This is a genomic window from Thalassobium sp. R2A62 (assembly GCF_000161835.1).
GTDB lineage: Bacteria > Pseudomonadota > Alphaproteobacteria > Rhodobacterales > Rhodobacteraceae > Thalassobium.
This window is the reverse complement of record NZ_GG697169.2, coordinates 2,260,519-2,285,469: the sequence shown is the minus strand read 5'-3', so window position 1 is coordinate 2,285,469 and position 24,951 is coordinate 2,260,519. Positions and strand designations below refer to the sequence as shown.

The 24,951-nt window shown below is 53.6% G+C and carries 19 protein-coding genes, 2 tRNA genes and 5 pseudogenes; 13 read left to right on the top strand and 13 right to left on the bottom strand.

Annotation, left to right across the window (positions count from 1 at the left end; translation table 11 throughout):
* Positions 1-13: 13 nt before the first annotated feature.
* Positions 14-1,360, bottom strand: coding sequence for a cytochrome b N-terminal domain-containing protein (locus TR2A62_RS11375; protein WP_009159127.1), 1,347 nt, complete (start codon positions 1,358-1,360; stop codon positions 14-16).
* Positions 1,361-1,371: 11 nt separating this feature from the next.
* The gene (gene petA / locus TR2A62_RS11370) at positions 1,372-1,935 is read right to left on the bottom strand and encodes a ubiquinol-cytochrome c reductase iron-sulfur subunit (protein WP_009158556.1); all 564 of its coding nucleotides are present in this window, start codon (positions 1,933-1,935) and stop codon (positions 1,372-1,374) included.
* A 372-nt stretch (positions 1,936-2,307) separates the two neighbouring features.
* Between petA and TR2A62_RS11365 the strand changes: the two genes are divergently transcribed.
* Positions 2,308-2,955 carry an outer membrane beta-barrel protein gene (locus TR2A62_RS11365; RefSeq protein ID WP_040821472.1) on the top strand — a complete coding sequence of 216 codons (648 nt, stop codon included), beginning with the start codon at positions 2,308-2,310 and terminating at the stop codon, positions 2,953-2,955.
* A gap of 15 nt (positions 2,956-2,970) precedes the next feature.
* Here TR2A62_RS11365 and TR2A62_RS19570 read toward each other — a convergent pair whose 3' ends face one another.
* From TR2A62_RS19570 to dapF, 6 genes and pseudogenes are all read right to left on the bottom strand, one after another.
* Positions 2,971-3,132 carry a hypothetical protein gene (locus TR2A62_RS19570; RefSeq protein WP_369699521.1) on the bottom strand — a complete coding sequence of 54 codons (162 nt, stop codon included), beginning with the start codon at positions 3,130-3,132 and terminating at the stop codon, positions 2,971-2,973.
* Between the two features lie 45 nt (positions 3,133-3,177).
* A pseudogene (locus tag TR2A62_RS19565) lies at positions 3,178-3,252 on the bottom strand (FMN-binding negative transcriptional regulator); the annotation flags it as partial.
* A 100-nt stretch (positions 3,253-3,352) separates the two neighbouring features.
* Positions 3,353-3,589: pseudogene (locus tag TR2A62_RS19560) on the bottom strand (FMN-binding negative transcriptional regulator); the annotation flags it as partial.
* A gap of 27 nt (positions 3,590-3,616) precedes the next feature.
* Positions 3,617-4,243: a glutathione S-transferase gene (locus TR2A62_RS11355; protein ID WP_009160371.1), complete on the bottom strand. Its 627-nt coding sequence runs from the start codon at positions 4,241-4,243 to the stop codon at positions 3,617-3,619.
* Entirely contained in the window at positions 4,240-5,493 is a 1,254-nt protein-coding gene (gene mtaB, locus TR2A62_RS11350) for a tRNA (N(6)-L-threonylcarbamoyladenosine(37)-C(2))-methylthiotransferase MtaB (protein ID WP_009159319.1), read from the bottom strand. Before mtaB ends, TR2A62_RS11355 begins: the two co-directional genes overlap by 4 nt.
* Positions 5,490-6,314: a diaminopimelate epimerase gene (dapF, locus tag TR2A62_RS11345; RefSeq protein WP_083791062.1), complete on the bottom strand. Its 825-nt coding sequence runs from the start codon at positions 6,312-6,314 to the stop codon at positions 5,490-5,492. Before dapF ends, mtaB begins: the two co-directional genes overlap by 4 nt.
* 88 nt (positions 6,315-6,402) lie before the next feature.
* On the opposite strand from dapF, the gene TR2A62_RS11340 reads away from it, so the two are divergent.
* Positions 6,403-6,478, top strand: a tRNA-Lys gene (locus TR2A62_RS11340).
* Between the two features lie 54 nt (positions 6,479-6,532).
* Here TR2A62_RS11340 and TR2A62_RS11335 read toward each other — a convergent pair.
* Both TR2A62_RS11335 and TR2A62_RS11330 read right to left on the bottom strand, forming a co-directional pair.
* Positions 6,533-7,750, bottom strand: coding sequence for a sigma-54 dependent transcriptional regulator (locus tag TR2A62_RS11335; protein WP_009157276.1), 1,218 nt, complete (start codon positions 7,748-7,750; stop codon positions 6,533-6,535).
* Entirely contained in the window at positions 7,747-9,459 is a 1,713-nt protein-coding gene (locus TR2A62_RS11330) for an ATP-binding protein (RefSeq protein ID WP_009160179.1), read from the bottom strand. The genes TR2A62_RS11335 and TR2A62_RS11330 overlap by 4 nt, the downstream gene beginning before the upstream one ends.
* A gap of 242 nt (positions 9,460-9,701) precedes the next feature.
* Here TR2A62_RS11330 and TR2A62_RS11325 point away from each other — a divergent pair, with 242 nt between their 5' ends.
* From TR2A62_RS11325 to TR2A62_RS11315, 3 genes are all read left to right on the top strand, one after another.
* The gene (locus TR2A62_RS11325; protein WP_009159830.1) at positions 9,702-10,709 is read left to right on the top strand and encodes a DctP family TRAP transporter solute-binding subunit; all 1,008 of its coding nucleotides are present in this window, start codon (positions 9,702-9,704) and stop codon (positions 10,707-10,709) included.
* 78 nt (positions 10,710-10,787) lie between these two features.
* Positions 10,788-11,498, top strand: a complete 711-nt coding sequence (locus TR2A62_RS11320; RefSeq protein WP_009157957.1) for a TRAP transporter small permease — start codon at positions 10,788-10,790, stop codon at positions 11,496-11,498.
* Entirely contained in the window at positions 11,498-12,916 is a 1,419-nt protein-coding gene (locus TR2A62_RS11315) for a TRAP transporter large permease (protein ID WP_009159653.1), read from the top strand. Before TR2A62_RS11320 ends, TR2A62_RS11315 begins: the two co-directional genes overlap by 1 nt.
* Here TR2A62_RS11315 and TR2A62_RS11310 read toward each other — a convergent pair.
* Both TR2A62_RS11310 and TR2A62_RS11305 read right to left on the bottom strand, forming a co-directional pair.
* Positions 12,913-14,137: pseudogene (locus tag TR2A62_RS11310) on the bottom strand (winged helix-turn-helix domain-containing protein). The gene TR2A62_RS11315 and the pseudogene TR2A62_RS11310 overlap by 4 nt on opposite strands.
* Positions 14,134-15,162: a LacI family DNA-binding transcriptional regulator gene (locus TR2A62_RS11305; protein ID WP_009159514.1), complete on the bottom strand. Its 1,029-nt coding sequence runs from the start codon at positions 15,160-15,162 to the stop codon at positions 14,134-14,136. Before TR2A62_RS11305 ends, TR2A62_RS11310 begins: the two are co-directional and overlap by 4 nt.
* A 105-nt stretch (positions 15,163-15,267) precedes the next feature.
* Between TR2A62_RS11305 and TR2A62_RS11300 the strand changes: the two genes are divergently transcribed.
* Positions 15,268-15,344 (top strand) — tRNA-Arg (locus tag TR2A62_RS11300).
* A 745-nt stretch (positions 15,345-16,089) separates the two neighbouring features.
* Here the strand turns inward: TR2A62_RS11300 and TR2A62_RS11295 are convergent.
* Positions 16,090-17,004: a LysR substrate-binding domain-containing protein gene (locus tag TR2A62_RS11295; protein ID WP_009160321.1), complete on the bottom strand. Its 915-nt coding sequence runs from the start codon at positions 17,002-17,004 to the stop codon at positions 16,090-16,092.
* Positions 17,005-17,180: 176 nt separating this feature from the next.
* On the opposite strand from TR2A62_RS11295, the gene ugpB reads away from it, so the two are divergent.
* From ugpB to TR2A62_RS17665, 7 genes and pseudogenes are all read left to right on the top strand, one after another.
* Complete coding sequence (gene ugpB / locus TR2A62_RS11290) at positions 17,181-18,491, top strand: sn-glycerol-3-phosphate ABC transporter substrate-binding protein UgpB (protein WP_009157398.1); 1,311 nt, start codon at positions 17,181-17,183, stop codon at positions 18,489-18,491.
* 57 nt (positions 18,492-18,548) lie between these two features.
* Positions 18,549-19,430, top strand: coding sequence for a sn-glycerol-3-phosphate ABC transporter permease UgpA (gene ugpA, locus TR2A62_RS11285; RefSeq protein ID WP_009158241.1), 882 nt, complete (start codon positions 18,549-18,551; stop codon positions 19,428-19,430).
* A 20-nt stretch (positions 19,431-19,450) separates the two neighbouring features.
* Entirely contained in the window at positions 19,451-20,287 is an 837-nt protein-coding gene (ugpE, locus tag TR2A62_RS11280) for a sn-glycerol-3-phosphate ABC transporter permease UgpE (protein WP_040821469.1), read from the top strand.
* Positions 20,288-20,289: 2 nt separating this feature from the next.
* Complete coding sequence (locus TR2A62_RS11275) at positions 20,290-21,354, top strand: ABC transporter ATP-binding protein (protein WP_009159144.1); 1,065 nt, start codon at positions 20,290-20,292, stop codon at positions 21,352-21,354.
* A 90-nt stretch (positions 21,355-21,444) separates the two neighbouring features.
* Positions 21,445-22,112 (top strand): annotated as a pseudogene (locus TR2A62_RS18520) (helix-turn-helix domain-containing protein); the annotation flags it as partial.
* Between the two features lie 58 nt (positions 22,113-22,170).
* A pseudogene (locus TR2A62_RS11260) lies at positions 22,171-22,878 on the top strand (IS6 family transposase).
* Positions 22,879-23,414: 536 nt separating this feature from the next.
* Complete coding sequence (locus tag TR2A62_RS17665) at positions 23,415-24,947, top strand: calcium-binding protein (RefSeq protein WP_009158514.1); 1,533 nt, start codon at positions 23,415-23,417, stop codon at positions 24,945-24,947.
* Positions 24,948-24,951: the final 4 nt, after the last annotated feature.

The following is a 24,951-nucleotide window of genomic DNA, read 5'->3' as shown; positions in this document are numbered from 1 at the left end:
TTGTGGTCCTTTCTCACTCGGCCGGTGTCGGAGCGGCTGCAGATGCTGCATCGTCCGATGTGCCGTAGTGGGCGTTAAAGTCGTCTTCGATCGTTGCCGGTGGTGTCATTGGCTTTTCGATCACACCCAAGAGTGGGAGGATGACCAAGAAGTATGCGAACCAGTAGGCGGACGCGATCAAAGAGATCGTTGCAAAGGGTTCTTCTGCGGGCATCGCGCCGGCCCACATCAGGACAAAGAAGTCCACGACGAGAAGGGCGAACCACCATTTGAACATTGGGCGATAGCGACCCGAACGGACTGACGACGTGTCGAGCCATGGTGCCAATGCCATCACAGCAATCGCGCCGAACATCGCGAGCACACCAAAGAACTTGGCGTCGATGATGCCGAACGAGATCCACTCAGCGAACATCACAACCCATACTTCGGCGGTGAAGGCACGCAGGATCGCGTAGAATGGCAAGAAGTACCATTCTGGAACGATGTGTGCAGGCGTCGCCAAAGCGTTTGCTTCAATGTAGTTGTCTGGGTGGCCGAGGTAGTTTGGCATAAAGCCAACAACAGCCACAAAGACGACCATGATGATGGCCAAAGCAAAGAGGTCCTTGATCACGAAGTACGGCCAGAATGGCAGTGTGTCGCGCTCAGCTTCTTCTTTCGAGGTCCGGCGAACTTCAACACCAGTTGGATTGTTGTTGCCTGTGGTATGGAACGCCCAGATGTGGACGATCACGAGACCAGCGATGATGAAGGGCAGCAGGTAGTGCAGCGAGAAGAAGCGGTTCAGTGCGGGTTGACCCACAGCTGATGCACCCAATAGCCATGTCTGCAGTGCTTCACCCACGAATGGGATCGCACCAAACAAGCCGGTGATAACAGCCGTACCGTGGAAGGACATCTGGCCCCAAGGCAGAACGTAGCCCATGAACGCAGTCCCCATCATCAAGAGATAGATGAGCATGCCGATGATCCATGTGACCTCGCGTGGTGCCTTGTAGGAACCATAGTAGAGGCCGCGGAAGATGTGGGCGTAGACCGCAACAAAGAACAACGAGGCGCCGTTCATGTGGAAGTAGCGGATCATGTGGCCGCCGTTCACGTTGCGCATGATGTGTTCGATCGATGCGAACGCCATATCAACGTGCGGTGTATAGTGCATAACCAGCACGATGCCGGTGATGATCTGAAGCGCGAGTGTGAATGTCAGGACGATGCCCCAGATCCACATCCAGTTCAGGTTTTTTGGAGTCGGGATCATCAGTGTGTCATAGAGCAGGCCGATGACGGGAAGGCGCTTCTGCATGCCTTTGGTGAAGTCGGACTTCGGTTCGTAGTGATCGTGGGGTATACCGCCCATAATTTCTCTCCTTAACCGAGTTTGATTGTGGTTTCGTCAGCGAATTCCGCGACGGGGACCAAGAGATTGGTGGGAGCCGGACCTTTGCGGATGCGGCCGGCTGTATCGTAGTGTGAACCGTGGCACGGGCAAAACCAGCCGCCAAAGTCACCAGCACCGTCACCGAGAGGTACACAGCCAAGGTGTGTACAAACACCCATCATAACCAACCATTCGTCGTTTTCGCCGAGTGCACGGTTTTCATCAGTCGCAGGAGCTGCGGCATCGATGTTCTCGTTTGCAGCCATTCCGTCAGGCAATGCCGCGACATCAACAGCGCGAGCCTCTTCGATTTCGGCTTCTGTCCGGTAGCGGATGAAAACAGGTTTACCCTGCCACAGCACTGTTAGCTGTGTGCCAGGGGCAATGTCGCCTACATCAACACGGATCGAGGCAAGCGCCTGAACGTCCGCGGAAGGGTTCATTTGGTTCACGAGGGGCCAAACCGCCATACCCGTTGCTACAGCGCCCGCACCTGCGGTGGCGTAGTAAAGGAAATCGCGGCGAGTGCCCTGATGGTCGTCTGCGTGTGACATGGGCCGATGTGTCTCCGTCTGGTTGGGCAAGCGCCCATAGTTAACTGGTCCGTATCAATACGAACTGGCATTGCCGCGCTACTTAGCGATGTTGATGAGCCGGGTCTAGACGACAATGCGGCGCAGGGCGGCGGAAATGTAGATAATTGGCCGTCTTGGTCGCGAATCGTTGAAATCGGGTCAAAAAACGGCATGTGACTGAATCTTGTGGGATGTGGTCACGTGACTGCTTTAAGATTCGCAAAGGCCCGTGTTCACCATGAATTTACGTTTGATGAGGGATATTTGGCGTTAGAATCCCCTGAGCCGCGTATTGCCGCGGTGCAGGGTCACGTGTATGCAAGGGCTAAGCCCTTGGGAAAGATTGAGATCATGACGTTTCGCACAACTTTTATCGCTCTGACTGCAGCAATTGCTGGCACCAGTGCTGTGGCCGAGACCGAGCTCAGCTTTTACCTTGGTGCGCAGACATCGCCGCACAGCCGGGTCGTCGGATCGAACGCAGGCGGTGATTTTGACGAGCTGATCGGCTGGGAAGGTCGCAGTGCAGATGCACCCCCCTATTACGGTGTGCGTGCAACGTGGTGGAAGAATGACACCTTGGGATTTGGTATCGAACTGAACCATGCCAAAGTCTACGCACCAGATGACGAAGCTGCAGCCGCTGGATTTGACAACGTTGAATTCACTGACGGCTTGAACATTCTGACTGTGAACACGATGCGCCGCTGGCCTGATCGTTGGGGTAACTTTACGCCCTATGTTGGCGCGGGCATTGGTTTGGCCATTCCACACGTCGACGTGGACGATGGCACAAACGAAACATTCGAATACCAAGTCACAGGTCCTGCTGTGATGGGTGTTGCGGGTGCCAAGTATGACATCACGGATCAGTGGGCTGTATTTGGTGAATACAAGTTTACGTATTCACAGAACGAAGCCGAGCTAGAGGGTGGTGGCACGCTTGAGTCGGACATCATCACGAATGCTTTGAACGTCGGCGTTTCGTTCAACTTTTGAATCGATAAAGTTCGGTTAGCCGTCTTTGGCGTCCGACACGTCGTGCATTATTGTGCCGACCGTGGCGCGTTCAGACCCTATTCCATCCGAAACCACATGTCCTGCTGCGGCGTGACGCACAGCGTCGGGTATGTTGTGTGACAATTTCCAAGTACCGTCGATTTCTGTGATCGCCATTTCACAGGGCACAATCGCGCGCATCATCCGGTCCATCACCCCATCCGTCATTTTCGATGTGGTCCATGGGGTTTGGGGGGTCAGTTGTTCTTCGAAGTGAGCGGATTGACGGTCCAGCATTGGGTGCAACTCGTCTGGCTCCATCAGACGCAACGTGCCCCCAAAGATGCACCGCGATATAGTTCCACGTCGGCACTTGGTAAGGGACACCGTACCAATCGGGCGAGATATAGCTGTCAGGGCCGGACACTGCGATCACGCATGGCTGTGGTTCGGTGGTTGCGCGCGCAATAGGGTAGGGCCGAAACAAATGCAGATGCGCGATTTTGGCGCCAGGTGACAAAAGAAACGGCACATGGGCCAAGAGCGGGCCATCAACCACATTCATCGACAGCACGCCAAAGGCGCGATCGCGGGCAAAGTGGGCATTGCGATCGGCGGGTGTTCCGCGAAAAATCTTGTTGGGGTGCGTGTTGGCCTCTCCTTACGGAAAGAGAACGGTATTCGCGTCCAATTGCCAAGGGGGGTATTTTGTCATGATACCGGCAAAGAGCGGCATCTCAAGAAACTGGTCCAACCACTTGATCAGGTGCGGGCCGTTTGTTTCGTCAAATAGCGGACGATCAATGTTCGCAAACTGCCTGACGAAGGGTGCGATAGCTGCATCAGCAAGGGCAAAGTGATCGCCAGCGAGATAGGAAGTATCCGCCAGTCGCACGTTAAGCTCATCAAGGAAAACGGCGGCTTTGGCGCGTTCTTCGGTAGGGTCACTCTGGTGACGGTTCTGGTACTTGGTCCGATCCAGCGCGGCTTTGAATGGGCCGTCGGCCGTTGAAATCAAACCCAGCGCTGTGTCGCGATTTTCGAGCCATCTCAGCGGGTCGTTTTGTTCCAGTGCCCAGATCATCACATCAAGCGATTCGTCGATGACCAGATCACGGTCCTTGACGCAGGGAACAGTACCACTGGGAGATGTCGCCAGAAACTCGGGGTTCTTGTCGCGCAGGAGAATTTCGCGCAGCTCGGTTTGCACCTCTGATACAACCAGCGCCAACCGTGCGCGCATCGCGTAGGGGCAGCGACGAAACGAGTAGAGAATAGGCAGTATCATGCGGTCAACTGGTCACCGTCGAGGCCGGTGATGTTGGTGGTGACAATGGATCCTTCGACCTGTGGTTTAGAAAACTGAACTGGTGTGAATTGTTCAGTGCGTCCCATGTTCGGGTTTTCCATCAGGACATGATGGGTCCTGTCCAGCTGTGCGTTCAGGTGGGTTTGTACCGCCGCCGCACCAGCCTCGCGCAGGCGCGCCGCGCGTTCTTTGATCACTTTGCCATTCACAGCGGGCATCTTGGCCGCGGGTGTGCCGATCCGCGCAGAGTATGGAAAGACATGGAGCCATGTGAGGTGGCAATCCTCAACCAGACGCAACGAGTTTTCAAAATGCGCGTCCGTTTCGGTCGGAAAGCCCGCGATGATATCAGCACCAAAGGTCATCTCGGGTCGCAGCTTGCGCGCGTCTTCGGAAAAACGGATCGCGTCGTCGCGCAGGTGCCGACGTTTCATCCGTTTCAAGATCAGGTCGTCGCCATGTTGTAGGCTCAGATGAAGGTGCGGCATGAGACGTGGTTCGGTCGCGATGGCCTGCATCAAGGCATCGTCCACCTCGATGCTATCAATACTGCTAATCCGCAGGCGGGGCAGGTCGGGCACGAGTTTCAGAATGCGTAGAACAAGATTACCGAGCTTTGGTTGAGCAGGCAGGTCAGCGCCCCATGATGTAAGATCAACACCAGTCAGCACGACCTCGTTATAGCCGCTGTCGCGGAGGCGTTTGATTTGATCAACCACAACGCCGGCAGGCACGCTGCGTGAATTGCCACGGCCGTAGGGGATAATGCAAAACGTACAGCGGTGATCACAGCCATTTTGCACCTGAACATAGGCGCGGCTGCGGGTGCCGAACCCGTCAATCAAATGGCCAGCGGTTTTTGTGACCGACATGATGTCATCTACTTGAACCGGTTCAGTTTGACCGATCAGGTCTGGGGTCATTTGCTGCCACGTCTCGGCCTGCATTTTCTCGGTGTTGCCGATAACGACATCGACCTCGGCCATGTTCTTGAATGTCTCTGGCTCGGTTTGGGCCGCGCATCCTGTGACGATCAGCTTGGCCTCTGGGTGGTCACGGCGCAGCTTGCGAATCTCTTGCTTGGCCTTTCGGACGGCCTCGGCAGTGACGGCACAGGTGTTCACGACAACCGCATTTTCGACGCCAGCGCGCTGGGCCAAATCCTGCATCGCGTGCGTCTCGTATGTATTGAGACGACAGCCAAGGGTCGAAAAGACAGGCGCGCTCATAGGTGCCAAACACCATCAAAGACATGGGCCGTTGGACCAGTCATCCAGACGCCGTCGTCGCGCCAATCAATGTGCAAGGTTCCCCCGTCGAGATCGATCTGAACACTACACCCCGTTAGACCACGCCGTGCCGCAGCTACAGCAGTAGCGCAGGACGAAGAACCGGATGACAATGTGATGCCGACGCCGCGTTCCCACACCCGCATGCGGATATGATCGGGGCCAATGATTTGCGCCACCTGAACATTTGTACGTTCAGGGAACAGCGGGTGATGTTCCATCCGCGCACCAAATGTTTCCAACGCCACAGCCTCGACATCGTCTACAAAAAAGGTGCAGTGTGGATTGCCCATGCCGGTGGCGGTCGGGCCCCCGTCGATAGGAAGCGCCAGCGTATCAACATTCTCGGCAAGCGGCACGTACGCCCAGTCGAGTAATGGGTGCAACATATTGACCGATGTGACACCTGCGACGTCCGACATTGCAGACAACAGGCCACGTTCGGTTTGCAAGGTCATGGCCCGTGTGCTGGTCTGTTCAAGTAGGTGATTGGCGATGCAGCGTGTGGCGTTGCCACAAGCGCCTGCAGTCGATCCATCCGCGTTGTAGAACGTTAGCTGTACGTCGGCATCGTCGGTATTGGACAGGACCGCAAGCTGATCAAAACCCACACCGCGGTGGCGGTCGCCAATCGCTTTGGCAATTGTGGAATCGACTCGGGGCGTGATTCCACGCTCATCAACGACGACAAAGTCGTTGCCCAGCCCGTGCATCTTCATGAACGGCAAATGATCTGCAGAATTTTGTACCATTTGAGGCATATAGCGAAGGGGGTGCGACTAATCCAGACCATCCGTCCGATTATGGGTTGACCCAGTGCGGTGAGGTTTCTAGATAGCCTCCCAGAGTGAGCCGATAGCTCAGCTGGTAGAGCAACTGACTTTTAATCAGTAGGTCCAGGGTTCGAACCCCTGTCGGCTCACCATTCAATCCCAAAAGAATGGTACCTCACTCTCTCTTCCGCCCGTGGGGGCGGTCCCTATGGTTTGAAGTCCTTTGGCCGCAATTCGTGGCGCGCGAGTTTGTCATAGAACGTCTTGCGCGGTAGTCCGAGACTGGTTGCGGCATCCGATGCGCGGCCGTTCTTGCGGCGTAGGGTTTCAGACAGAATCATTCTTTCAAACGCATCGATCTGTTCGGCCAGTGTTTTGTCAGGCTCGGGTGCAGCTGGCTGTCCTAGGTTCAACGCAAAACTGCGCGCAAAATTACGCAACTCTGGCAGGTTGTCAGACCATTGGCGGGTGCTGATTTCAGCCATCAGGCTTTCGGGGATTTGCGGGAAATCCATGTCCAATGTCCGAACGGCCTGTCTGAGAACAGCCTCAAAAATTTGAGGCAAATCACTGCGCCGATCGTCCAGAGACGGTAGAGGAATCTGCAAGATATTGAGCGCAAAGTAGAGCTCTTCTTGGAGGCCACGATCCCGCAATGTGTCGAGGCTATGACCGCTAGAGGACAGGATTCGCGTGTTTGGGCGTTCGGTCAGTTCCAGAATGTTTGATTGCTGATAGGGGGTCGCAGATTCGAGATGCTTGATCGAGATATCAACCGGCGTTGTCGGCAATGATAGAGACTGAAAAATCGAATCAGGAGCGTTCAGCAAAGAGACAGGGACAAACGCCTCGCGGTCTGTGCTCAGGCTGTGAATCGTGTGCGCGGCAAGTTTTTTGCCTGCGCCGGTTGGACCAAACAGATGGACATGAATCGGCAATTTCGCGGCACGCCGCAAGTCATCCCTGAGGCGACTGGAGACTGGGGATGTCCCCGGAAAATTGATCGCTGCGGGGTCGCTGTGTTGCAGTTGTAGATCGAGCGCACGGGACTTTAGAACCAATGCGCGGTGGTCGAGCGCGCGGGTCAGAACGTCGACCAAATGATCTGGGTCACATGGTTTTTCCAAATAGTCATAGGCACCGTCATTGATCGCGCGAACGGCTGTTGGCACGTCGCTTTCACCAGTGAGCAATACAACCGGCAGGTCAGAGTCTGTCGCCCGAACATAAGCCAACAAATCAAACCCGTCACGGCCGGGCATTCGGATGTCTGACAGAATGACACCTGCATAGTCGGGCGAGACGTGATCCTTGGCTTCGATGACTGACGAGGCCCGCGTCACCGAGATGTTTTCAAGCTCGAGCGATTGCGCCAAAGAGAGCCGGAGAGCGCGGTCGTCTTCGACCAAAAGAACCTGTTTCATGGCTCGGCCTTTTCCAAAGTCATTGTGAATTCTGCGCCACCATCAGGATGATTTTGCGCGGTAAGAGCGCCACCGAGGCTTCCCATGATGCCATGAGAAATTGAAAGCCCAAGGCCCAGCCCCTTGGACGCGCCGATCTCTTTGGTTGTGAAAAACGGCTCGAAAACGCAGGTCGGGTTGTCGAGGCCCGATCCCGTATCGCGCAATTTCAGCATCACGGCAGACGCCGTTGTGTCGTATCCGATGTGTAGCTGTTTGATTTCCGCGTTGCGCAACGCGTCAGCGGCGTTGTTGATGATGTTCATGAGCACCTGTTGAAGACGCACTTCACCGCCTTTGGCCAATGGCATCCCAGTCGTGTCTCGCAGCACAGTGACGCCATCTGTGGCCAGTCGAGCATCGCTCATGCGCAAGGCCTCGGACAAAACGGCATTCAAATCGACGGCCTCGATCGAGATGTCGTCTTTGCGGGCGAATGCGCGGAGGTTCTTGAGAATACGGCTGATCCGACCTGTCTGGGCGCTGATCTCGCTGAGGTTTTCGGCTGTTTCATCGTGGCGTCCGCGCGATTGCAGTTTTTTGGCATTCTCTGACAGTATTTGAATTGTCGCTAGTGGTTGGTTCAGCTCGTGGCTGATGCCGGCAGACATATGGCCTAGGGCGGCGAGCTTGCCGGCTTGGACCAGATCATCCTGCGCGCGCTCTAGCTGTTCGGTGCGTTTGGCGACGCGGGCCTCGAGCTGTGCTTTTGCGCGAGCCTCAACCGCCAACCGATCAGTGAGGCGTCGCCGGTTCAGGACGAACAAGAACAGCGCCATTCCAACCAAAGCGATAAGAGCGGCAGCAAGTGCAGTGCGTTGCACTGCGGCCGATTGAGCCGACGCCGTCGACATGAAAATTCGGGCGGTCATGTCGATCTGGGGCATATAACGATGCAGAACCAAGGCATCAGCAGGCAGCGGGTCAGGCATCGGTGTCGACCAAATCTCGTGAACTCCAACAGTCGATTTGGTGACTTCATAGAAGGGGCGCAAAGCACCGGACGGATAACGTGGCAGATCAACCAGCGGGGTCAGGGGGAACTGACGCAGCACGAGCTCTGGTCTATTGGATAAAAAGACGACGTCGTCACGATCAAAAAAGGCCGTCACCGTATCGTCGATGCTCCACTCAAACTCTAGTTCGGCGACATCAACTTTGGCGACGACGACGCCAAGGACAGGCGGCGACTGGTCAATGATGCCACGTGAGTAAAAGAAGTTCCGTGGCCCACCAGTCTCAAGCGCGTGGTGAAACCCCAGCCGCCCGTTCATGGCTGCACGAACATCTGGGCGGCTACTGAAATCAGCGTCAACATAGCTGTCTGTGTCAGCCTCGTTCGAACTGGCCACAACGACACCGGCGCGATCCAGAACATAAATGTCTTCGGTCCCCGTGCCCAACGCCGTGTTCAAAAGAAAGCCACCGATATCGGCGGTCCCCTCGCGTTTGGCATCTGTCACAGTCGGGTGTTTGGCGAGAAGATTGGGTAGCTGTTGGTATGGTTCTAGTTGTCCCAGAAGGCGGTCAGACGCCTGTTCTAGCCTTAGATTTCCAATGTCTGAGAGCCTGTTGAGGCTGCTGCGGTAGCTGAGGTCAAACACCGCCAATAGCGCTGCTAAAAGAGCGCAAAGCACAACGAGAGCGAGTATGGATTGGCGAATAATCATTGGCGACTCAGCGGCGGGTATTTTGTGTGGAATGTCACACAAAACTAAAGGGGTCGAGTAATTTTGTGCGCGATTCCGCACGAATAAGAGGCAATTTTAGAGCCGAGGCAGTGGTAACGCTCTGAAATTAATCGACAAAAAATGAGTTCATGAAAATATTTGTGGCTTTGGCTGCACGGTCTAATTGTATTGGATAGGAAAAGCGAAAGCTTTGACCTGAGTTCTAATGGGAGGAAATAAGAATGAAATCAATGTTGAAAGCCGCATGCGTAGCAGCAATTGCTGCCGTACCAGGCGCTGCATTTGCAGCGTGTGACGAAGGCGAAATCGTCGTCAAGTTCAGCCACGTCACAAATACCGACCGTCACCCGAAAGGGATCGCCGCAACTCTGCTCGAGCAGCGCGTAAACGACGAAATGAACGGCACAATGTGCATGGAAGTTTTCGCGAACTCCACGCTGTATAACGACGACAAAGTTCTCGAAGCGATGCTGCAGGGCGATGTTCAGTTGGCTGCGCCTTCGCTGTCCAAGTTCGAAACCTTCACACGTCAGTTCCGCATCTTCGACCTGCCGTTCATGTTTGCAAACATCGACGCAGTTGACCAGTTCCAGAACTCTGACACGGGTCAGGCAATGCTCGACAGCATGCAGAACCGTGGCCTGCAGGGTCTGTCCTTCTGGCACAACGGCATGAAGCAGATGTCGGCGAATGTTCCGCTGATCTCGCCAACTGATGCCAATGGCCTCAAGTTCCGCGTTCAGCCATCCGACGTGTTGGTTGCTCAGATGGAAGCCATCGGTGGTTCCCCACAGAAAATGGCGTTCTCCGAAGTATACGGCGCGCTCCAGCAGGGTGTTGTGGACGGTCAAGAGAACACTTGGTCGAACATTTTCGGCAAGAAATTCTTTGAAGTGCAAGATGGCACAACAGAGACCAACCACGGCATCATCGACTATCTCGTTGTGACGTCTGTTGATTGGCTCGAGGGTCTGGACGCTGATGTCCGTGACCAGTTCTTGACCATTCTGGGTGAAGTGACTGTGACACGTAATGCAGAAGCGTTCGCTACGAACGAAGCAGCCAAGAACGACATCATGGCAGCAGGCGGCGAAATTCGTCAGCTGACAGGCGAGCAGCGTCAGGAATGGGTCGATGCAATGCGCCCTGTCTGGTCTCAGTTCGCTGGCGACGTAGGTCAGGAAAACATCGATGCGGCACAGGCGATCAACGCCTCGCTCGTAAACTAAATCGATTGATCCAAAAGAAGGCGCGCTCGGCCATGCTGGGCGCGCCTTTTTGATACACGTTTCTTGGGGAGAGGGCCGATGTCTGGGACAAAGTCCGTCATCGACAGCATAGAAGAAACGATCATTGCGGTGCTCTTGGGGTGTATGACCCTTTTGACATTTGCCAATGTGGTCGCGCGCTATGCGTTCAATTCAAATATTTTGTGGGCTTTGGAACTGACGGTGTTCATGTTCGCGTGGCTCGTGCTGTTGGGGGCGTCTTATGCCGTCAAAACCACAGCACATCTGGGTGTTGATGCCATCATTAATACCGTAAGCCCCCACGCGCGCCGGACTATGGGGCTGATCGCGGCTGTCGCCTGTGTGATCTTTGCGATGTTGCTGACCAAAGGCGCTTGGGACTACTGGGCAAACTTTGCCAACCTCCCCAAGTTCAAGGGTGAGAACCCAGAATGGATGTTCGAAAGCCCGAACATCGCCCGTTGGTTCCCGCTTGGCTTTGAAGACAAGTACCGCGGCCAAGGTTGGTATGAAACCAACGACATCCCTGTTCCCAGCTGGTTGGGCTGGTTGTCAGATGTGTTCAACGACGGCATTGAATACGAAAAAATTCCGCGCCTTGTGCCGTATCTAATCATGCCGTTGTCTATGGCATTGCTGCTGCTGCGGACGTTGCAAGCGGCCTATGCCATGTACACCGGAAAAATCAGCATGATGATCGTCGGCCATGAAGTCGAAGAAGAAGACATCGCGGCTGCATCTGACGCGATCAACAAGGGATCGAACTAATGGAAATCATTCTTCTCTTTGGTCTCGTTGTGGGGCTGATGCTGATTGGTGTGCCAATCGCGTTCTCCTTGGGCCTATCGTCAGTTCTGTTCCTGTTGTGGTTCTCGGACAGCTCGATGGCGTCAATTGCCCAAACATTGTTTGAGGCATTCGCGGGTCACTTTACGCTACTTGCGATCCCGTTCTTTATCCTCGCCTCGACGTTTATGTCGACGGGGGGAGTGGCGCGCAGAATCGTGCGGTTCGCGATTGCCTGTGTGGGCCATTTGCGCGGCGGCCTTGCGATTGCGGGTGTTCTGGCCTGTATGATGTTTGCGGCTTTGTCCGGTTCGTCACCGGCGACTGTTGTGGCGATCGGTTCGATCGTAATCGCCGCGATGAAGCAAGCCGGATATACCAAGGAATTCGCCGCGGGCGTAATCTGTAACGCGGGTACTTTGGGCATTTTGATCCCGCCATCCATCGTGATGGTTGTTTATGCGGCCTCAGTTGATGTCTCGGTTGGTCGGATGTTCTTGGCTGGTGTGATCCCGGGCATCATGGCGGGCACGATGTTGATGATCACCATCTACATCTTTGCGCGGATCAAAAATATGCCAGCAGGTGAGTGGGTCGGTTTCCGCGAAGTGTTTCGGTCCTTCCGCGAAGCGTTTTGGGGTCTGTTCCTAATCGTCATCATTATGATCGGCATCTACGGCTACCCTTGGTATTCGTCTGAGCTGGGTCTCTACAAAGAATCCGCGATCTTTACCCCAACCGAAGCTGCCGCTGTGGCGTCCGTCTATGCGTTCCTTGTTGCGTGTTTTGTCTATCGCGACATGGGTCCATTGTCCGAACGGGACGGCCACGCCAAACGGACGGTGTTTCAGGCGCCTTGGGCGTTGGTTACAGCGTGGTTTGACCGCGACACACGTCAGACGTTGTTTGATGCAGGCAAGCTGACGGTGACGTTGATGTTCGTGATTGCGAACGCGTTGATCCTAAAGCACGTACTGACCGAAGAGCAGATCCCACAGCATATCGCCACGGCGATGCTGTCGGCGAACTTTGGTCCAGTGATATTCTTGATCATCGTCAACGTGATCCTGTTGATCGGTGGTCAGTTTATGGAACCTTCGGGTTTGCTGGTCATCGTTGCACCGCTGGTGTTCCCGATTGCCATTGAACTGGGCATTGATCCTATTCACCTCGGGATCATCATGGTCGTGAACATGGAGATCGGCATGATTACGCCGCCGGTGGGTCTGAACCTCTTTGTGACGTCGGGTGTCGCTGGAATGCCGATGATGAGCGTTGTGCGCGCGTCGCTGCCGTTCCTCTGCGTGCTGTTGGTGTTCCTAATTATGGTCACCTACATCCCGTCGATCTCGACCTATCTGCCCAACATGTTGATGGGACCAGAGATCATCATGAACTAACCGCAAAATGGGTCATGCGGGCGGATCCAATCGTCCGCATAGACCGCATGAGATTTGTTAGTGAACCTGACATACCTCGCGATCTCCGCCTCGAGCCTTTGGGTTCGGGGCGGTGTCATTTTTACAGTCAGCTCTGGCCAAAATGCGGTCACGTTCAGGGTCTCGCCTGTTGCCGGGGCGTTTGCATCAATCCGCCCGATCAGGCGATCACCCTCCATCACTGGAAAGACGTAGCAGCCGTATTGCCGTTTTGCAGCAGGGACAAACACTTCGATCCGATACTGAAAGCCAAACAAGCGTTCGGCACGCTTGCGGTCTCGCAACGCTGGGTCAAACGGCGACAATATGCGAACCCGAGCAGGGGGTTTGGGTGCTGCTGCGGCCTGTTCAAAAACGTCTGGTCGTGCGAAGTGAGTTCGCAGGGATTTGTCGGTACTCTCAACATCTATCTCGATGATCCGTCCCGCGTCTAACTCGGCTGCACACCATGCGCGCGCCTCTGGACTTGTCACGGTATCCCAGAACGAAGATATTTCTGCCGGTGTTGCAAAGCCTAGCCGGTCTAGCGCATTGCTGCACAACCAATCGATGCTCTCAGCCTCTGACGGCTCAAGAGACGTGACCGTGCCGTCCAATACGTTTTCCGTGAGGTCATAGAATTTTTTGAAATTCTCGCGGTGGCATACGGTCAACGCCCCTGACCTCCACAAGTATTTCAATGCGGTTTTAGATGGGTGCCAATCCCACCAACCGCCTGATCCCTTCTTCTCGTCTCTTCCGACGTCTCCAGAACAACAGGGACCATCATCGGCGATTTGTTGGCGGAACGATTTCTAACCGTTCTTCGAACCCCTCACATCGCCAAATCTTCCACTGCTTGCTAAGTTTTTTGACGTCCCGTCGGAACCGCAGTTGCCAATGGGAATAGAACTGCGTTGGAATGACGCTGGCGTCATGTGTCCAATGCTCAAAGAGGCTGTGATCGTGGTCATGGATCTTGGCTAGGTTCGCTGGTCGGTATGACTGTCTGCGCGCGAACAGGATCATATGATGCGCACGCTCTAGCGTGTTGATGCTGTCGAGTTGGACAAAGCCGATAAGTTCGATCAACGCAGTCAGATCAGCGCCGGTCGATGGCCCAAGTGGCGCCTCTGCAAAAGCGTGTTTGTGCAGAAACAGGTGTCGTGCGTCTTTGTTCCGTAGAATAGGGCGGGGCGTCATTCGCGGGTCAGGGTATCGCCGTGTTCCAGCGTTGGGGTGAGTTCGACCCTTTCACCGCCACCTTGATCGGTGTCCGTCGCAGATCGCGCCGCGACAATCCCGGCCGCTTTGATCCCGATTTCACGGCGACATGCATCCATTGTAGCAAGTCGGGTCGGCAGACCCTGCAACAGCTCAACGCCGTTAAAGCCAGCGAGGCCAACTTGGGTCGGGACATCGATGCCTTTCTCTTGGAGATAGAGCATCCCACCTGCGCCAATCATATCGTTCGAGAAATACAGGAAATCCAAGTCCGGCGTCCGCTCTAGCATGGCCGCAGTCATTTCGCGGCCCTTTGCGAGGGCCGAGCCGCCAGAGTAAAATTCTTGATCCGCGACCTCGACACCGCCCTTTGCCAACCGTTCGGTTAGACCCTCGAAGCGTTTGCGCGCGCGGTGGTCCAGCGGCATTTTGGTGCCCATAAACCCAATGCGTTCATATCCGTTCTCTAGCAGCGCCTCAGCCATCATGCGTCCAGCTCGCCGATGCGAAATCCCTACACAAGCGTCAACGGGTTCGCCATCAACGTCCATGATTTCTACAACCGGGATTTCAGCGCCCTGCATCATCGCACGCGAGGCATCGGAATGCTCTAGTCCAGCAATGATCACACCAGAAGGACGCCACGACAGCATCTCGTATAGGACCTTTTCTTCCTTTTCTGGAAGATAGTCAGTCACGCCCACGACAGGTTGAAGGCCCGTGTTTTCCAGCGTCTCTGAAATGCCAGATAGCACCTCGGGAAAGACCATGTTTCCCAATGATGGGATGATGACAGCGACAAGGTTCACCCGCTGCGACGCCAGCGCACCTGCAATCTTGTTGGGTACATAACCCAGCTCTTTTGCGGCGGTCAGAACCTTGGAACGGGTTGCTTCCGAGACGTCGCCTTTGTTTCGCAAAACGCGGCTGACGGTCATCTCACTGACGCCAGACGCCTCAGATACGTCGCGAAGTGTCAGGGGGCGTTTGGTGCGTGGTGCCACAGTCTGTCGTCCTAAAGTTCAAATATTGAAACCTTGATACCGCGAGTTAGCGTCTATGTCCAAGGGTTGCGCAAGCCATCGTTTGTGGCGACAATACGGTTTCTAGGCCCCGTGGCTCAACTGGATAGAGCAGCCCCCTCCTAAGGGGCAGGTTGCAGGTTCGAATCCTGCCGGGGTCACCATAAATAACAGCATATTAGAGCGGCATTGATTGGGGGAAATTTATCAACCGGAACTAAATTCGGAACGAAACAGAATTGAGTGGACCCAGTGCATTCTGTTGAAAAGCTCTTCTCTTCGTTCAAACAGCCTCGCTGTTGGGACATTTCCAGAAGCGTTTCCGAAAATTATGAGGCGATTTTCACGGACCAAATCCTGAAGATCACGCATGATCCAACCCACGCCAGACGCGAAAGACAGGGATGTAGGGAAGCGCGTAACGTTGAGTCTCGCTCGCGAGATATCAATGACTTGAGAGACTTACTGGGCGCATAAGATTGCGCCAATTGAGCCATAACTCTGCGCGCCAGATTGCAATGCTCCGTGCTGCGTGCAAACCGGTCACTTCCGGGTCTGAGCGGACATTCAACCAAAGTGCAGGGAATGGCAGAAATGAGCCCACTTTACCGGCTTTCTGCCGCGCGGCTAAAGCCCGCTTTCGGGAAAGAGACAAATCTGACTCCGAGATCACGGCCCATACCGGACCTTCACGAATTAGCCGGTTGCTGCAACGCAGTTTCCCGAAAGCCGACATTGAAGGGGTAGCGCTGCATTTAGACATGTCCGAGTTCGGCATTGCTGCCGTTCGAGCTCGGTCGTCAAATATCCGCTTAAGCTTTAAACTCAAAATGTCCTACCATTGATTATAAGGCAGAGCACCACAGGTTAGATTGCGAAGCCATAGGATACGACTGGTTTCCTAACGGCCTACGAGCTGGGGGATTCTGTCTGAAACGGAATCAGGCTCGTCGCAAAGGCGTCAATGAATTCTAGCGTAATGGCCGACGGTTGTTTGAAAGTTGGCCGAACGAGTGAAAGTCGGTGTGAGATTGCGGGTAGGAACGGCCTAATCTGAACATTCAGATCGGCAAACTTCATAGCATCCAACTTACTAACAATCGCGACACCTAGCCCGTTGGCTACCAACTCACAGGCAGCAGTGAATTGACGTGTTTCGACGAGCGTCTTCAATGTCGTGCCCTCTGCAAGAAAGGCACTGTCGAGGCTCTTAAAAAAGTCACTGTCACGGCGTGTGTGAATAATTTTCTCACCCGCCAACAAGGTAGGTGTTATTTCCGAATAACGGCCTAAACGGTGACCATCTGGAAAGATGCAGACCGTTTGCATGTAAATATCTTGGCCGATGACTGCAGAATGCCCGCGGAAACCGTCTGTAATACCAAAGTCGAACTGTTCATCTATCATCCATTCCAAAATGCGCTCAGGACGATCCGGTTCAATTGTAATGCCAATACCCGGTCGATCCTTTAAGAACTGGGCGACGACCGCAGGAAGATGGCTGGTTGCGAAGCCTGGCAAACATGCGATTTTGATATGGCCGGCCTTGCGTTCGGTTATGCTTTGACTGACTTCGCCGATCTGTTCCATCAAATCTAGAACACGCTGGATGTCAGCCTGCAGAAATCTCACTTCTTGCGTTGGAACAGATTGACCGCCACGACGGTCAAACAAAGGAAACCCTAAATTGCGTCCCAGATCGGCGATAAGGCGACTGACGGCAGGCTGACTGATACCCAATTCTGTTGCAGCACGTGTTATACTGCCATGTTGTATTACGGCCATTAACGCTTCGAATTGGCGTAATCTAAGTCTGTTTTTCATGACCCTACTTCACATGTTGGAGGTAAAAGGTCCATAATATTGTGTTATATATTGCAAGAATTTTACCACCTTGCATTATGTTTCAGAGGCTGTATTGCTGGTGTCTGACAACCGATGCGGGCGCTGCGCTTTAGCATCACATGACAACGCGCCAAAATGGTGCAAAGGGAGGAACTATGAAAAAGTCACTGATCGGCGCTCTCGCCGTATCCACGATGCTGACGCCAATAGCGGCTTCAGCGCAGACCGAAGTCCAATTTTGGCACGCATTCACCGGACGCCTTGGGGAGCTGGTCGCAGCACAAGTCGAAGACTTCAATGCGAGCCAAAGCGAATACGTCGTCGTGCAAAGTCACAAGGGCAACTACTCCGAAACATTGAACTCCGGCATCGCTGCTTTCCGCGCGGGTGAGCAACCACATATCTTGATGGTGTTCGAAGTTGGCACAGCCACAATGATGGCCGCTGGCGGCGCTGTGCGCCCAATGCACGAAGTCATGGCAGCAAGTGGTGCGACGTTTGACCAAGACGCTTACATCGGTGCCGTCAAAGGGTATTACACGTCGACTGAAGGCGACATGCTGTCCTTGCCATTCAACGCATCCACACCTGTTCTTTGGGTTAACCGTGATGCGATGGAAGCTGCTGGCGTTGATCCAGATATGGACTTGTCCACTTGGCAAAATGTTGATGCAGCACTTGGCGCATTGAAAGCTGGTGGCGAAGAATGCCCACTTGTTACTGCATGGCAAAGCTGGATTCACCTTGAGAACTTCTCGGCGTATCATGACGTGCCATTCGCAAGCCAAGACAACGGCTTTGCCGGTCTCGACACAGAGCTGATGCTTAACGGCCCCGCGCAAGTCGCGCACCTGACGGCCATGGGGCAATGGGCGCAGGATGGTAAATTCATTTACACTGGTCGACGCAATGAAGGTGGCGCGAACTTCCGCGCAGGCGAATGTGCGCTGTTTACGGAAAGCTCTGCCGGTTACGCTGGAATCAAGGCTGAGGCCGAGTTTGAATTTGACGTACGTCCACTTCCTTACTGGGAAGGCGTCGGCAACAGCCCGCAGAACACCATCATTGGTGGTGCATCTTTGTGGGTCATGGAAGGTCATGAGGCTGATGAATATAAGGGCGCAGGCGAGTTCCTGAGCTTCTTGTCATCGTCTGACGTGCAAGCGCAGTGGCACCAAGACACGGGTTACTTGCCGATCACGGCCGAGGCCAGTGCCGCGACCAAAGCATCCGGTTTCTATGAAGAAAACGTCGGCACCGAAGTGGCCGTCATCCAGATGACTGCAAATGCGACAACGGCCAATTCCAACGGCTTGCGTCTTGGCTCGTTCGACCAGATCCGCGGCATCATCGACGAGGAACTTGAGGGCATCTGGTCTGGTGACAAGACGGCCCAGGAAGCAATGGATAGCGCCAAAGAACGTGGCGATGCGTTGCTGCGTCGCTTCGAGCAAGCGAACCGCTAAACGCAATACGGCGGCGGGCCTAATCTTGGCCCGCCGAAAAGATTGAGGGGGCAGACATTGGAAAAACGCGTCACGTTTCGCGGTTGGTTGCTTCCAGCGCTTTTAATCGCGCCGCAGGTCGTAATATCTGCAATCTTCTTTTTCTACCCCGCAGGGCAAGCAATCTGGCAATCGCTGTTTATCCCTGACCCATTTGGCCTGTCGTCTCAGTTTGTGGGCTTAGGCAATTTCGAATTTCTACTGAGCGACAAATTCTACCGCGCGTCTTTTGTCACAACAGCGGTCTTCTCTATCCTTGTTACGTTGTGTTCAATGATCCCAGCTTTGTTTTTGGCCGTTGTGGCGGACAGGTTGATCAAAGGGTCAGGTGTCTACCGTACCATGTTGATCTGGCCCTACGCCGTGGCTCCCGCAATTGCAGGCGTACTGTGGCTTTTCATGTTCAATACACGCGTGGGTGTCGTTTCGTGGTATCTGGGCAATCTCAGTTATGACTGGAACCATGTGCTAAATGGGGGCGAGGCAATGGGGCTGGTCGTCGTTGCCTCTGCTTGGGGGCGCATCAGCTACAACTTCTTGTTCTTCTTCGCAGCCCTGCAAGCTGTCCCACGTTCCGTGATCGAGGCTGCTGCGATCGATGGCGCACGGTTTTGGAAAAGATTCTGGACGATTGTCCTGCCATTGCTCTCGCCAACAACTTTCTTCTTGCTGGTCGTCAATGTCGTCTACTCTTTCTTTGAAACTTTTGGCGTGATTCACACCATCACCTCTGGTGGCCCGCAACAATCAACAACCGTGCTGGTTTACAAAGTGTTTGCCGATGGGTTCGTTGGCCAGGACCTCGGTTCGTCGTCTGCACAGTCTGTTATCCTACTATTTGTAGTCGGTTTGCTGACCATCATCCAATTCAAGTTCGTCGAGAAAAGGGTGCATTACTGATGGCTCGCGAAGTACACGGCATGGTCGAAAAACGTGGCGCCGGTCTGTGGCTTAGCCATGTGATGATGATCCTTGGCGTTTTGATCATCTTTTTCCCGATTTGGTTGGCATTCGTCGCATCCACCGTCACCCAACCCGAAATCGTCAAGCCTCCTATGCCGCTTTGGCCCGGCGATCAACTTTGGGAAAACTACTCAAAGGCCTTGTTTTCCGGTGTAAATGTTCCTGTCTCGACAATGCTATTCAACAGCCTCGTGATGGCCATCGGGATTGCAGTTGGCAAAATCATCATTTCGCTTCTCTCCGCATTCGCCATTGTTTACTTCCGCTTTCCGGGGCGCAATATCTTCTTCTGGATGATCTTCCTGACGCTTATGCTACCGGTTGAGGTCCGAATTGTCCCAACCTACGAGATCGTCGCAGGGTTCGGCATGCTCAATAGCTACGGCGGTCTGATCTTCCCATTGATCGCCTCAGCTACGGCTACATTCCTTTTCCGACAATTCTTCCTGACGATCCCAGACGAATTAGCAGAAGCTGCCCGCGTCGATGGTGCCAGCCCAATGCGATTCTTTTGGGATATTGTTGTTCCGATGAGCCGCACAAATGTCGCGGCCCTTTTCGTCATTTTGTTCATCTATGGCTGGAACCAATACCTCTGGCCACTGCTCATCACGACGGACCCCGAGATGAACACGATTGTCATGGGAATCAAACAAATGTTCCCGTCAGGCGATGATGTGGCCGATTGGCCAGTAATCATGGCGACCTCCATCCTTGCGATGATCCCTCCGGTGATCGTCGTAGTTAGTATGCAACGGCTGTTTATCCGCGGCCTCGTCGATAGCGAGAAATAGATATGTCAACGGTTTCCCTAAAAGACGTCAAGAAAAGCTTTGGAGCGACGGATGTGATCCATGGCATCAGCACCGACATTGCCGACGGCGAGTTTATCGTGATTGTTGGCCCGTCGGGCTGCGGGAAATCCACGTTGCTGCGCATGGTTGCCGGTCTGGAAACCTTATCGGCGGGTGACATCTTTATCGGCGACGAGCGTGCAAATGACAAAGAACCTATGGACCGTAACATCGCCATGGTGTTCCAAAATTACGCGCTTTATCCGCATATGTCAGTACGGCAAAACATGGGCTACGGACTGAAAATCGCGAAGCTACCCAAAGACCAGATCGATGCAAAAGTGACTGCCGCTGCGACGCTGCTTCAGCTAGAGCCGCTACTGGATCGTAAGCCGAAACAACTATCGGGCGGGCAACGCCAGCGTGTCGCCATGGGCCGCGCAATTGTGCGCGAACCGGCAGTGTTCTTGTTTGACGAGCCGCTTTCAAATCTAGACGCCAAACTACGCGTGCAGATGCGGTTAGAAATCAAAGAATTGCAATCAAAATTAGGTATCACAGCGCTTTATGTTACCCATGATCAGGTTGAGGCAATGACGATGGCTGACCGGATGATTGTGATGAATGCAGGGATCGCCGAGCAGATCGGAACACCACTGGAAGTGTATGAAACCCCGCGCACTTTATTCGCTGCGCAATTTATCGGCAGCCCAGCCATGAACATCGTTGATGCGGAAGTGAAGAATGGAGAAGTTCTTTTTTTGGGGCAAGCAGTGGCGAGCGCGATAGGTGCAGATGGGCCCGTCAAATTGGGTGTACGACCAGAACATCTTGTACCAGATGAAAATGGCCCAATACGCGTGTCGATCAAATTGGCCGAACCGCTTGGTGCCAATACGCTTTTGCACGGTGCGATAGATGAAACCGCAGAGAATTTTACTGCCAGCATGCAAGGCGTCCATCATATAAAAAAGCACGGCGACACACGCCGCTTTGCCATTGCTCAAGGCATGGCCCATGTCTTTGATACTAAGACTGGTGTGCGCCGCGTAGTAAGTACTAATTGAGACACTGTCTGACGTCAGCGCCTTTGGGACAGATTTGAGGAATTGAACACCGGAGGATTTCTGGTTCATCGTAACCTTCATGGAGTGAAGATGAACAATAAATCCGGAAGCAGCAAAGCGTCTGCAGATAAATTGGTAAAGAACATCCGCCGCAAGACACGGCAAACTTATTCGGCTGAAGAGAAGATCCGCATTGTTTTGGCGGGAATGCGCGGAGAAGAGAGCATCTCTGCTCTTTGCCGTCGTGAAGGCATCGCGGAGAGCCTGTATTACAGCTGGTCGAAAGAGTTCCTTGAAGCAGGCAAACGCCGCTTGTCTGGCGACACAGCCCGTCAGGCCACATCCCCTGAAGTGAAAGAACTGCGTTCAGAAGCCATGGCCTTGAAGGAATGCGTGGCCGATCTAACGCTTGAGAACCGCCTGCTCAAAAAAAGCATGACAGGGGTTGGGGAGGATCTGGAATGAGGTATCACGCATCAGAGAAGTTTGAGATCATCCGTACCGTTGAAGGATCACATCTGCCAACCAAGCAGGCCCTCGACATGCTTGGCATTCCACGCACCACATTCTACCGCTGGTATGATTTATATCTCGAAGGCGGGTTTGACGGGCTGGCTGACAAATCTCCATGCCCTAAATCCGTCTGGAACCGCATCCCTGACGATCGTCGTGACGATCTGATTGCGTTTGCACTGGAGCATGAGGCGCTGAGCACGCGCGAGCTGGCCGTCAAATACACTGACGAAAAGCGGTACTTTGGGCACTGTCAGAGGAAACTAGCTTGAGGCGGGCAGAGCGGTGACCTAGCCTCGTAGGATGACAAAACGCTCCCCATTTCGCTATTTTAAAACCAGCGCAGAGGTCATTCGCCTGGCGGTGATGCTCTATGTTCGGTTTCCGCTATCGCTGAGGAACGTGGAAGATCTTCTGCATGAGCGTGGGATTGAGATCAGCCATGAAACCGTCCGGTTCTAGTGGAACAGATTTGGTCCGATGTTCGCAGCCGAGATCCGCAGAAAGCGGGCAAGCCGGATGCGCGCCTATTCAAACTGGCAGTGGCACCTGGACGAGGTTTTCGTGAAGATCAATGGTGAGACGCATTACCTGTGGCGGGCCTTGGATCACGAGGGCGAAGTGCTTGAATCCTTCGTCACAAAGCGACGGGATCGCAAAGCAGCATTGAAATTCATAAAAAAATCAATGAAGCGGTGTGGTCGACCGCAGATTATTGTGACCGACAGACTGAGATCATACGGTGCTGCTATGAAGGTCATCGGCAATGCGCCGAAACAGGAAACAGGCCGTTGGCTGAACAATCGCGCTGAGAATTCACACCTGCCATTTCGACGACGAGAGCGGGCCATGCTCCGGTTCAGGCGCATGCGAAGTTTACAGAAATTCGCCACCGTCCATTCTTCAGTTCACAACCATTTCAATCAGGAACGCCACCTCTACTCACGCAACAATTTCAAGCTCAACCGCACCGCCGCTCTTGCCGAGTGGCGTCAACTCGGCGCGGCATAAGGATCAGCCTCACTGGCCTAGTAGAGACTGGTTCGCATTCGTCTGACAGCACCCTTTTGAGTGCTACTCCGATCCTCGGAAGCCCATAAGCAAGTATTGAAGGTCAGAAGTTACAGTTGAATCGATTTGATAAATCACTAACCATTTGAAAAATATAATAAATACTGACCGTCAAAATTGGCTTCACGCAGTCGAAAGTTATTGGGTTTTGTCAACTTTCCGCCAAAGATAACGCGGGTCAGGCAAATTATGAAGCTAAAACAAAGTCGCTTTTGTACTATCCCTTTGTCCTCACCACGGTTCTTTGTCGCAGCCCCCTGTTTTTTATGGCGAAGAACGTTGCGATTGCACTTTTGCAGATCAGGGGTGGCTTTCTCAAACCTCTTTCAATCAGAAAATGCTGATAAAAGTGGATACACTTAAGGGGTAGTCAACAGAAAACACGAATGGGTAATAAGTAATTATGGATAGGTAGTCCCGGAGCAAACCAACAGTTCAGGGGTCGTAATTTGGTCTGAAAGTTGAGGAGACGGTAAATGGCAACATATGATGGCAGTCACAATTCCAATGGCGGACAAATTCATTGGTTCGGAGGATTCGTTGATGATATCTTCGAAATTCGTCTGAATAATTTGACCTCTATCGGCACCTACCGGCACGATTCTCATCACATCTACGGAAACGGCGGACACGACGTCTATAACTTCCGGGACTTTGCAGATCTTGGCGATCGTACCATTGGACGGTTGGATACCTTTGACCCATCACGTGACGTGATCCAGATTGAGGGGCAGGCGATTGATCTCTACGCCTTGCCGACAGTGGTTGCAGGCATCACGGTCGAGGTTGTGATGTTTCACGGTCAGCAATGGCTGCGTATGCAGGATGGTGATGAAAAATCGGCCCTCTTTGCCTTGGAAGGTGCGCGGTTGTCCGAAAATGCAATCGAAGATACTCCTGCCGCGTTCCGGCAAGGGGCGGAAGAAACCCATTTCTACAAACTGAGCAAGGCAGAAATCGATGCCTTGCCGGTAGTCGATTATGAGAACCCGATGAATTTCGTTCCGCTCGAGCACTACGAGGACCGTGAAAACGATCTGATCAATGTCCGAGCTGATGACGTGATGGTCACTGCGACGGATGATGCAGAATACATTCACGGCTTTAAGTTTGGGACAGGGCCGGACCAATCATCGCAGACGATCTACGCTGGTGGTGGTGATGATGTTGTTAATGCCAGATCCGGCAATGATATCGTCTATGGCGGTACTGGGGATGATGCGCTGGGTGGTGGCACCGGTCGCGACACCCTGTTTGGTGAAGCGGGTGACGACGCCCTTTTCGGCGGAACCGAAGAAGACATATTGCATGGCGGGGCAGGTAATGACCTGCTGAACGGAGCCAGCGACAATGATGTTCTAGATGGCGGCTCAGGCGCCGACATGATGATCGGTGGATCTGGTCAAGACGTCTTCCAATTTGGCGCTGATGATCTGATCCTTTGGTCGGAAACTGAAGGTACGAAGCTCGAACGTATGGGGGAACTGGATGTCGTCATGGACTTTGTCATTGGCGAAGACCTGATCCATTTTGATGCGTCGTCTGGCGTGACAGGGTTCAGCGATTTGGCGATCTGGAAAGCCGTCATAGATGGTAACAGTCATTTCTCGATCCACGTAAAAGGAACAGGAGAGCGGTTTCTCGTTGATACCGAAGACGACGCGAGCTGGAAGGATCTGGTGTCTGAAGACAACTTCCTCTTTGGCGACAACACTGCGCTGATCACTGACGCCAATATGTATGAATGGAATGACTTGAACGGTGATAGGGCCAGCAAGAATGCACAGCTTCATGTTGTTGAGGATTTTACCCTCGGGGTCGACACGATCCGATTTCTTTCATCTTCGGGCGTGGAAAGCTTTGATGAGCTGAAAATGTGGAAAACGGTTTTGGAAGGAAACACCTACTATACCGTTTCCGAGAAAGGTACGGGCGAGCGTTTCTTGATCGATGTGGCCGATGATGTGTCGTGGAGCGATATCTACATCGCAGACCATTTTGAATTCTAAGATT